General features: G+C 50.1%; 10 protein-coding genes. 5 read left to right on the top strand and 5 right to left on the bottom strand.

Translation table 11 applies throughout. The features are described from left to right. From Q7V48_01160 to Q7V48_01145, 4 genes are all read right to left on the bottom strand, one after another. Positions 1-443: iron-sulfur-binding reductase (locus Q7V48_01160; GenBank protein ID MDO9209350.1), on the bottom strand; the 443-nt coding region annotated here is incomplete at its 3' end. 197 nt (positions 444-640) lie between these two features. Beyond that, complete coding sequence (locus tag Q7V48_01155) at positions 641-1633, bottom strand: electron transfer flavoprotein subunit alpha/FixB family protein (GenBank protein ID MDO9209349.1); 993 nt, start codon at positions 1631-1633, stop codon at positions 641-643. A gap of 126 nt (positions 1634-1759) precedes the next feature. Beyond that, positions 1760-2551 (bottom strand): electron transfer flavoprotein subunit beta/FixA family protein, encoded by a 792-nt coding sequence (locus Q7V48_01150; GenBank protein ID MDO9209348.1) that lies wholly within the window; start codon positions 2549-2551, stop codon positions 1760-1762. 145 nt (positions 2552-2696) lie between these two features. Next, on the bottom strand, positions 2697-3311 hold the full coding sequence (locus Q7V48_01145; GenBank protein MDO9209347.1) for a TetR/AcrR family transcriptional regulator: 615 nt from the start codon (positions 3309-3311) through the stop codon (positions 2697-2699). A gap of 444 nt (positions 3312-3755) precedes the next feature. Here Q7V48_01145 and Q7V48_01140 point away from each other — a divergent pair, with 444 nt between their 5' ends. The 4 genes from Q7V48_01140 to Q7V48_01125 all read left to right on the top strand — a co-directional run bounded on the left by Q7V48_01140 (position 3756) and on the right by Q7V48_01125 (position 9285). Then, positions 3756-4628 (top strand): thiamine pyrophosphate-dependent enzyme, encoded by an 873-nt coding sequence (locus tag Q7V48_01140; protein MDO9209346.1) that lies wholly within the window; start codon positions 3756-3758, stop codon positions 4626-4628. A 448-nt stretch (positions 4629-5076) separates the two neighbouring features. Beyond that, complete coding sequence (locus Q7V48_01135) at positions 5077-6507, top strand: amidase (GenBank protein MDO9209345.1); 1431 nt, start codon at positions 5077-5079, stop codon at positions 6505-6507. 140 nt (positions 6508-6647) lie between these two features. Beyond that, entirely contained in the window at positions 6648-7754 is a 1107-nt protein-coding gene (locus Q7V48_01130) for a DUF362 domain-containing protein (protein ID MDO9209344.1), read from the top strand. A 238-nt stretch (positions 7755-7992) separates the two neighbouring features. After that, the gene (locus Q7V48_01125; GenBank protein ID MDO9209343.1) at positions 7993-9285 is read left to right on the top strand and encodes a GAF domain-containing protein; all 1293 of its coding nucleotides are present in this window, start codon (positions 7993-7995) and stop codon (positions 9283-9285) included. Between the two features lie 126 nt (positions 9286-9411). On the opposite strand, the gene Q7V48_01120 is transcribed toward Q7V48_01125, so the two are convergent. Continuing rightward, positions 9412-9696 carry an FAD-binding protein gene (locus tag Q7V48_01120; protein ID MDO9209342.1) on the bottom strand — a complete coding sequence of 95 codons (285 nt, stop codon included), beginning with the start codon at positions 9694-9696 and terminating at the stop codon, positions 9412-9414. 29 nt (positions 9697-9725) lie between these two features. On the opposite strand from Q7V48_01120, the gene Q7V48_01115 reads away from it, so the two are divergent. Then, positions 9726-10253, top strand: a complete 528-nt coding sequence (locus Q7V48_01115; GenBank protein ID MDO9209341.1) for a DUF932 domain-containing protein — start codon at positions 9726-9728, stop codon at positions 10251-10253. Positions 10254-10417: the final 164 nt, after the last annotated feature.

Raw genomic sequence — 10417 nt, 5'->3', positions numbered from 1 at the left:
CCGAAGATCCCGAGAAGAAAAAGAAGAGCGATTAAATTGCCAACCGTTGTATCGTAAGTAAGATTATCCGGTTTTTTAACATAGCGGCGGTAGAAGGCCAGGATTAAGCCGACAATCCCCAAAGCTCCTACTAAATCAAAGAACAAAGATAGGGGTAAAGCCAGGGAGTCGGGTAAAGTGAAATTCGCCTGAGTGATTACGATGATGACGAAAGGGATTAGGAAACCATAGAAGATAAAGAGGTGCATCCAGCCCGGATAGGCATCCTTGAGCATGCGTTTATGACCGACGACATAGGCCCAGATAGATAGCAGGCGTTCCTGGGGGCGGTCGGTGCGATTCTCCTTTTTGCCTATGAGCCAAAGCCGGGAGCGACGGTAGAAACCATACAGGAATACGACTGCCACTACAAAAAGCAGGAAAAGATCAAATGAACTAAACATCTCAGTCCTCGATTTGGAAGAAGCCGGGGGAAAAATTCTCAGCTTCTCATGTGCGGGGGTGTATCCTCCCCCTTCTTATGCCCGCGGGGGATTCCCCCAGGCGAGACCGGAGGAAAAGGTCACACCGCAGATAGAAGATTGTCCACCCCTTAAGAAAGGCTGGGCGCTCCGGCGAATTAGAAGCGCCCGATCCAGTATCAGCTTTCTGCCAGGAGCTTTTTGAATTCTTCTCTCAAGACCGGTATGACTTTGAAAAGGTCTTCCACAATTCCATAATCCGCTTTCTGGAAAATAGGGGCGTCCGGGTCTTTGTTGATGGCCACAATGATTTTGGAAGATCCCATCCCGGCGAGATGTTGGATGGCCCCGGAAATCCCGCAGGCGATATAGAGGTTGGGAGTAACGACTTTCCCGGTCTGGCCTACTTGATCGCCATGGTCGCGCCACCCGGAATCGACTGCCGCGCGGGAAGCTCCCACTGTGGCGTGGATGGCGTCGGCCAGCTCTTCTAAGACCTTGAAGTTCTCTGCCCCCTTCATTCCCCGACCCCCGGAAACGATAATTTCCGCTTCGGTCAGGTCTACTTTAGCTCCGGCGGCTTTGACCACTTCGATCACCGCGGTCCGCAGGCTGGCAGGGTCAACTTTGGCCTCGACCTTGATCGTATCCCCTTTTTTGGCTCCATCAGGCTGAATCATTTCCAGGACATTGGGGCGGACGGAGGCCATCTGAGGGCGCGAGACCGGGCAGGTAACCTCGATATAGGCCTTGCCCGCATATACCGGCCGTTTGGCGATCAACAGGCCGTTGTCCCCGATAGTTAATCCGGTGCAGTCCGTGGCGAGACCGGTTTGTAGGCGGGTGGCAATCCGCGGAGAAAGGTCTTTACCGATTATCGTGGCCCCACAAAGGAAGATGGAAGGTTGATGTTCTTTTAAAAGATTTGTCAGAATCGTAGCATAGGGATCGGTGGTATATCGAGCCAAAGCCGCGTCATCCACCCAGTATACTTTATCAGCATACTCGGCCAACCGGCCGGTCAATCCCTCCACCCCCGAACCCAGAAGGACAGCTACTAATTCTTCTCCGAGTTTTTCGGCCATCTTCTTCCCCTGGCTGAGAAGCTCAAATGTGATCTTGCGAATGTTCCCGTCCTTGACTTCCGCAAATACCCAGATTCCTTTTGCCATAGATCATCTCCTTATTTCTGTTTAAATATTCAATTATTTGGACACAGATTTTCGCAGATGCCAATAATTTAAAACGCTATGCGCATAGCGCTAAGCGCTTAGCGAATTTCTGCGTCCTAAAAAAATTTAAATAATTTTTGCCTCCTCCCGCAAAAGCTTGACTAAATTTTTAGCGGCGTCGATCACTTCCCCGGAAATGATCTTTCCCGGGGGCCGAGAGGGCGGGGGAATATACTTCATGATTTTGGTCTTGGAACCGGCCGCTCCCACCTGGTCTGCCGGCAGTCCCAGCGTGGCCTGGTTGATGGGCTTTACTTCTTTCTTTTTCGCCTTCATGATCCCAGGAAGCGAAGCATACCGGGGTTCATTAAGCCCCTTCTGGCAGGTGAATACGGCCGGTAAGCTTACTTCAATTACTTCCTTGCCTCCTTCAACTTCGCGTTCTACCTTGGCCTTCTTCTTATCGGGGCTGATTTCCAACTTCGTAATCAGGGTGACATGGGGCAGATTTAAGAATTCAGCCAGAGAAGGGCCTACCTGAGCCATATCGTCATCGACTGCCTGTTTCCCGCAGAGGATGAGGTCGAAGGCTTCCTTCTGAATTGCCTCAGCGAGTGCCTTGGCCGTCGCAAAACCGTCTGCTCCTTCGAAAGCCGGATCATTCAAGTGGATCGAACGATCTGCTCCCATGGCCAAACCCGTGCGCAGTGTTTCCACTGCTCTTTGCTGCCCCATGGTTACCAAGATGACCTGCCCTCCGAACTTTTCCTTGATCCTCAAAGCCTCTTCGACACCAAACTCACAATACGGGTTCATGACATACTTGATGTCATCGGTTACGATCCCCGATCCATCGGACTTAATTTTGATCAGAGTCTCGGTGTCAGGTACCTGCTTCATGCAAACAATGACGTTCACCTTTAACCTCCTTTATGTTTATAAATTAAATTATTGGGACGCAGATTTTCGCAGATAACTTCGGATTTAGATTTTGTATAGGCAAGGACTTGAGAATCCGAATTTTATCCGCGTCCAAAAATAAAATGGAACTTGAATCAACAGATCAAGATGGCCAGGGATAATTCTTCTGGGCCTCTTCGCTCATCATCCCTCTGATAAAAACGTCGCTGATCTGCAGGGCTGCTTCGTTAATGCTGTGCTTCTTTTTCGCCGACAGCACCCAGTAACGGGCCATCTCATCCAGCGCCCCAAAGAGGGCCCTTTTCATGATCCCCGGAGTGAGGTCCTTGCGGATTAACCCCCTCTCCTGCCCTTCGATCACGATCGAACGAATCAGGTTGAGGTATTCGATAAAAGGTTTGTTGATGTATTCTTTCATGAATTTACTGCTCTGGCGTACCTCCACTCCCAGAACTTCGCCAAGTTGTTGCTGCTTAAATACAATGGAAAGATGCATTATGGCAAAGCGCCTGATCTTCTGGAGGGGATCCTTTTCTTTTTCCAGCTCTTTCCTCGTGTTCTCGACGATCTGGCCGAATTCCTCCTCAAACAAGGAAATGAGGATATCATCTTTATTCTTAAAATAGAGATAGATCGTGCCGTCAGCGACATCGGCTTCCTTAGCGATCTCCGCAACCCGGGAGTTGTAAAATCCCTTCTCGGCAAAAACTTTTATGGCCGCCTTTAATATTTTTTGGTGCTTGTTCTCGTTTTTCATGCTTTGAAAAATGATGAAATTTTAGAGATGAAGGAATCGAGTTTTATAAATGAATTGTAAATTGGAATGAATGATTATTCATTCAACAGTTTTTAACATAGCCCTAAAATGCTGTCAAGTTTTTTTTGATTTTTTTTAAAAATATTTTATCCCCTTCTTCTTTACTGATTTCTTTATTCCATTTCCGGCGACCCCTTTCCTCCTTCTTAAGATCATGCGAGGAATCTCCCCCATACCCAGGCTCAGGCGGGAGGTCGCCAGAGCCACCATAAAGATGGAGAATAAAAGTGATCGCCAGTCAGGAAACAATCGCCTTGATTTTCAAGGCTGTTTTAAATATGATTTACCCTACGCCTAGGTCTGGGCTGGGAATTTAAATATTTAACTACCGGACTGAGGATTTATTTGGCAAATAAATTCGAACCATCTAACGGGGGTATATTAATGAGAGCCAGAGATGTACAGGAAGAATATCTTTTCTCCGGTCATGGGGCTTGTCCGGGTTGCGCAATGCCTCTTGTTGCGCGCCATGCTTTCCTCGCTTTAGGCCAAAATACCATTGTTATCATTACTGCCAGCTGTTTCGGGACTATCATCTCTACTTTCTATCCCATTGCCCCCATTAAACTGGCCGCTTATTCGACCCCTTTTGCCTCTGCCGGAGCAGCTGCCTCTGGGGTGCGGGCCGCCCTGGACATGAAAGGCGATAATGCCACCACCGTTCTCGCCATTGCCGGGGATGGGGGAACTTTTGACATCGGCCTTCAGGCCCTATCCGCCGCTGCCGAAAGGAACGACGATTTCATCTACCTCTGTTACGACAACGAGGCGTATATGAACACGGGAATCCAGCGCTCATCAGCTACCCCGTGGGGATCCTGGACCACGACAACCCCTCCGACAAACCTGAAAGATCAGCCGAAGAAAGACATCGTCCAGATTATGGTCGCCCATAATATACCGTACGTGGCTACGGTTTCGATTGCCTATCCGGAGGATTTCAACCGCAAGATGAAGAAAGCCAGAGAGACCCGCGGGTTTAAATTCCTCTATGCCCTTTCTCCGTGTCCCGTCGGGTGGAGGTTTTCTTCCGAACTCACGGTACGCCTCGCCCGGCTGGCCGTGCAAACGAAGGTTTTCCCGCTCTTGGAAGTGGAAAATGGCGAACGGTACATCCTCAATGAAGTGCCTGAAGGGATCCCGGTCAGCGAGTACTTGAAACCCCAGGGGCGTTACTCTTTCCTGCGGGAAGGAGACACGGAACGGATTCAGGAAAATGTAGACCGGGAATGGGAGCGGCTAATGAGGCAGATTTAATTGACAATCTATATGGTGAAGCGATCCTGGAGCATCTATTCGCGCTTGCCTTGGCATACTATCCTTTTATTAAAACCCGCTCTCTTTGTGAGAAGGGGTCAAGTCTGCTCTTGACTCTTAGCGGTGGTTTCTGATAGGAATTCTGGTATGTCTAGGCCCTTGAGAATAGAGTATCAAGATGCATGGTACCACGTCATGAATCGGGGGAGGAGGGGTGAGGAGATCTTTATTGGTGACTTTTTTCCCCCCATTTTTATTCCTCCTATGGTTTTCCGCTTTTTACCTTGAAACCTACCTCACCCTGCCTATCAGGTAGCACAAGAGCCGATTCATTGCCCAAAGGGTTTTTGTTTGACAGCCCACGCCTTGCTTTCTTATAATCCTTTCACCCTTGATGGCTTTTTACGAGATCATCACCCTTAGCCGATTAAATAAATCCGGAGGGCTCATGAATCTTCTGAATGATAAAAATTTGACCATTGCCAAGATAGCCCCCCTTCTTCGCCAGCGGGAAATTTCCCCTGTAGAGTTGACCGAATATTTCTTGGGGAGGATTGACCGTCTTCAACCCAGACTGAATGCCTTTATTACCCTAACCAAAAACCTAGCTCGAAATCAGGCCCGGCAGATGGAAAAGGAAATTTTAAAGGGCCATTACCGGGGCGCTCTCCACGGAATTCCCATCACCCTCAAAGACCTCTTCTATACCGCTGGGGTCCGGACTACGGGAGGTTCCAAAATCCTCCGCAACTTCATTCCTAAAGAAAACGCCATCGTAGTCGACCGGCTCTTCGCCGCGGGATCCATTCTTTTAGGAAAGACCAACCTGCACGAGTTCGCCTACGGGGTAACCAACGCCAACCCCCATTACGGGCCGGCTCACAACCCGTGGAACCTGAGTCGAGTTACCGGAGGGTCCAGCGGCGGGAGTGCTGCGGCAGTAAGCGCTGGTTTATGTCTTGGTTCCCTGGGAACGGACACGGGAGGATCCATTCGGATTCCCTCCGCAGCCTGCGGGGTGGTGGGGCTGAAGCCCACTCGAGGCTTGGTTCCTCTCCACGGCGTCATTCCGCTGGCCTTCAGCCTCGACCACGTCGGCCCCATCTGCCGGTGCGCGGAAGACGCGGCCCTGATGCTGGGGGTGATTGCCGGCCCTGATGCCCCCCACCCAAACAGCCTGGCAAAAAGCAGAATGTCCTATACCCATTCTTTGCGCCAAGGGGTCCGCGGCGTTCGGGTCGGAATCCCGAAACAATATTTCTTTGACCGCCTCCAGAAAGAGGTTCGGGAACTCGCCCTCACAGCCTGTGCGACCTTAGAACGACTGGGAGCCAAGCTTCGGGAAGTTGAATTGAAAGGAATGGAGGAAATGAATCAACTCGTAGCCGCGATCACTTTGGGCGAAGCCCTGGCCTACCATTGGAAATGGCTGCGCACGAGGGCTAAAGATTACGGGTTGGATTGGCGCCCCCGGCTGGCGCTGGGAAAACGGCAGAAAACTATCGAATACCTTCATGCCCAGGAAAGACGGCGGCTGTTGACCCAGTCTTTCACCCGGGTTTTTGAATCGGTGGATGTGTTGGCCACCCCAACCCTCCCCATTGTAGCCCCGGCCATCGGTGAGGAGGAAATTAAAGTGGGAAGAAGGTCGCAGAGCGTCCGCGCCGCCCTTTTGCGTTTTACTCGCGCCGGGAATCTCACCGGATTGCCCGTCATTTCGCTCCCCTGCGGGTTTTCTTCGGAAAACCTGCCCGTCGGACTGCAGCTATTCGGTCGCCGCCTGGATGAAGCTACCCTGTTACGCGTTACCTATGCTTATGAACAGGCCACCCCCTGGCATAAAATATTCCCGCCGGAGCCTTCGCCGACTTCCCGCTAAGAAACTCCTTTTCAACCCCTATCTTCCCTTCAAAGGGGAAAAAAGAAACAAGAGGCAGGGAGAATTTGCGGTACATGGCTTTGGCTCGCAGTAACCGGCTGGTCAAATATGAAGTTCTTTAGGAGGGGGGAAAGAAGGTTATGTCTAAAGTCATCATAAGAAAGGCTGCTTACGATAATCTGACTCAAATCATCCATGAGATATTTGAGGCGGTCTCGATCGACCTTCAGAACAAGAAGGTCTTTATCAAGCCGAACCTTGTGAGGCCCGCACCTCCTGAAAAAGCGGCTACAACCCATCCGGCCCTGCTCAAGGCGATCGCCGAAGAAGTGATAAAAAGGGGAGGAACACCCTGGATGGGAGACAATGGGATCGATGTCCAGAACCTTTACCGGGTGACTGAGGTGGAGCAGACTTGTGCCCCCTATATGGTCAACATCAGCAAGGGCGCCAGCCTTTTCGAGATCGGGGGCTTTAGGGTCCCCATCTCCAGGTCTTTTGTAGAGGCAGATATTTTCATCAACGTTCCCAAACTTAAGACCCATGTGATCGCCGGGATGACTTGCTGCCTGAAGAACCCCTTCGGGTTGATTCCAGGGAACTTCAAGGCCAGAATGCACGCCCGCACAGGCCATGCCAAACGATTAACGGAATTCTTCCTGGATCTCTATCGCTGGAGAATTCCGGACCTGAATATCGTGGATGGAATTCTGGCCATGGAAGGAGACGGTCCTTCCTTCGGAAACCCCAGAGAGGTTGGCAAAATCATCGCTGGGAAAGATGGGATCGCGGTCGATGCTGTCTGCGCCCGCCTGATTAGTTTCCAGAATCCGCGGGGCATCAAGCTAATCGATTTGGCTGAAAAGAAAGGCCTTGTAAACTTCGATCTAAATCATCCCCAAGTAGATGGCCCTTTCGAAGTGATTGGGGATTTTGTGCACCCCTCCACCTATACGGTAAACATCCCCGGGAAAAAATCTCCATTTGCCATGAATTCTGAAAACTATCTCCAGGTGTGGACTGAGCTTGGAGAGGTGAACCCCGCTTGTAACGAGGCGCTGTGCACCCGCTGCGGCGATTGTCCCTCGGCCTGTCCCTCAGGGGCCATCCTCATGCAGCCCTACCCCAGGGTAGACCCCGAAAAATGTGTGAGCTGCTTCTGTTGTGTAGAGGTGTGCCCAGAGAAGGCTCTTATGATCCCCATGACCGATGAACTTCTGGAAAAGAGGAGCAGGATGGGTATGTAAAGACTGGGCCATCAACGCTGAATCAGGGAACAGGTATTCGCCGATCTATCCTGGCCAAGCCCAGCCTGTCGTATCTTTTTTATTCTGGAACTACTGGAATAAATTGAGATCTGCCTTTGATATTGCAACTTAACGATCCTGTGTCTGAAAATTGGCATAAAGGGAAGACAAAAATTTTCTTGATTATTAAGCAGCTTTATATTAGACTCCCTTCATTTTATTGTAGGAGCTAAATAAAATGAAGGCTGAAAATATGACCAACGAGCAGCTCATCCTTGAATTGGCAGCCATGCGCCAAAGGGTTGCTGAATTAGAAAGAATAGAAAATGATCAAAAGCGGGCCGAGTCGGAACTCAAGAACGCCGTGTCCCTGCTCAATGCCACGCTGGAGTCAACCGCCGACGGTATTCTCGTAGTTGATAAAGAGGGAAAGATTGTAGGGTTTAACCGCAAGTTTGTGCAGATATGGCGCATCCCCCAGTCCATTATCGCGTCGCGGGATGATAACCAGGCGCTGGGGTTCGTTCTGGAACAGTTAAAGGACCCTCAAGGCTTCCTGGCTAAAGTAAGAGAGTTATACAGCCAACCGGCGGCTGAGAGTTTTGATGTCCTCGAATTCAAAGACGGGCGGGTCTTCGAGCGCTATTCGCAGCCGCAGCGGATAGGCGACCAAAGCGTTGGGAGAGTGTGGAGCTTTCGGGATGTCACTGAACGCAAGCGGGCGGAAGAGGCGCTGCGAACGAGTGAAGAGGCCGCCAGGCGACTGGCTAAAGAGAATGAAGTCATAGCCGAGATGGGGAAGATTATCAGCTCCACATTGAACGTCGAGGAGATCTATGAACGGTTTGCCGAAGAAGTCCGCAAGCTGATTCCTTTTGACAGGATTATGGTCGCCCTTAACAATCCCGAAGAGGACACCGCTACGGTGGCCTATGTCTCCGGATTTGGCATAGAAGGGAGAAAGGTTGGCGATATTTATCCTTTGCGTCATTCTGCCAGTGAGGAAGTCATCCGCACCCGCGCAGGTTTGCTCGTTCAGCCAGAGACTGTGGAGGAGTTGGAAGGCCGATTTTCCACCCTCATAAGCACTTTTCGTTCCGGACTGCGGTCGATAATGACCGTACCGCTGATCTCCGGCAATCAAGTTATTGGGGCTTTGCACTTTCGATCGAAAAAATCCAAAGCCTACACCGATCGAGATCTCAGGCTGGCCGAACGAATTGGTGATCAGATTGCCGGGGCTATTGCCAATGCCCAGCTCTTCACTGAAAAAAAGCGGGCGGAGGAAGAACGGGAGAAACTGGTTCGTGATCTTCAAAAGGCATTGTCCGAGGTCAAGAAGTTAAAAGGGATTTTTCCGATTTGTGCCTCCTGTAAAAAGATCAGGGATGATAAAGGCTACTGGAGGCAGATTGAAGCCTATATTCGAGATCATTCCGAAGCGGAATTTAGTCATGGCATCTGCCCGGATTGTATGAAGAAACTCTATGGCGATTTTTTGGAAAAGGAGGATATTTCAAGAAAGCAATAGATTTTTAGGGCTTTTTCTTCCGTAACCGGCAACTCTCGTTCCACAGTTTTAATATATTGCAATGGTCAAAATCTATTGCGGCAATTCATTACCCGGAGCTCAATGGAATTTTGACTATTGCCTAATTCAAGCTAGGCAGGCGGCTTCTTTTCCGGCAAGCCTGCCAAAGACGATACAATCCGCCGTGGCATTTCCTCCTAACCGATTCGTCCCATGAACCCCGCCAGCGATTTCTCCTGCAGCATAAAGTCCGTGGATTTCTTTGCTCCAACGATCAAGGACCTGGGTCGACGCACCTTTGGTTCTTAATCCTCCGCACATGTAGTGTAAAGCGGGCGAAAATAGCGGGTAAGCCTCATTTAATGAGACCTTTGGCCCAGCAGTCAATCGCTTGGCGTCTCGGAATCCCAATCCATTATCTCAGGAAATGTCCGCCGGAAATGCAAGCCTACAACATGAATTACTGGATCAAGAAAGAGAAAAATGAAGAATTATTTTTCAGATTCGACGGAGAAGAAGTCAGGGCCGTATTCACCACCAAATATAAGCCGGTGGATAATTTCGAGGTTCTGGAAAGATTGGATTCCTTGGGGTATGGCCCTGAGGCGCAAGTCCAATGTCATCTGGACGCCGAGTTTATGCTGGTCAGTATTCTGGATGGGAATCACGCTTTCTCGGTGAACGGGGAAAGGATGACGCCTGGTGTATCCATTTCCAATTCTGAGGTGGGTCTTGCTTCTCTTTCCATTGCGGCGTTCGTCCTTCGGCTTATATGCACTAACGGAATGATCTCCAAAACTGAAGTCTCAGCTTCCTACCGGCATGTTTCCTTGAAGATTCTGAATGAATTTCCCAAGGTGCTGGATAATGTTTCCTTAGAATTGGGGAAACAGAAGGACCAGTTTAGGATCTCCATTGAGAGCAAAGTGGATAATCCGCTGGGAACAATCGAGAGTTTCAACAAGTAATTCCAGCTGGGAGAGAAAGAAAGGGAGGCTGTCGAATAGGGATGGAATCAGGAAGCGGGAAATAGCATGTTCCATTTGGTCAATGCGTATACCAGAGCAGCCCAGTTTGAAGGATTACCAGCTGAGGCCAGTTATAGGCTTCAGAAGGTGGGTGGAGCGATATT

This window comes from Deltaproteobacteria bacterium, assembly GCA_030654105.1.
Taxonomy (GTDB): Bacteria; Desulfobacterota; SM23-61; order SM23-61; family SM23-61; genus JAHJQK01.
This window is presented reverse-complemented; position numbering and strand designations above follow the sequence as displayed.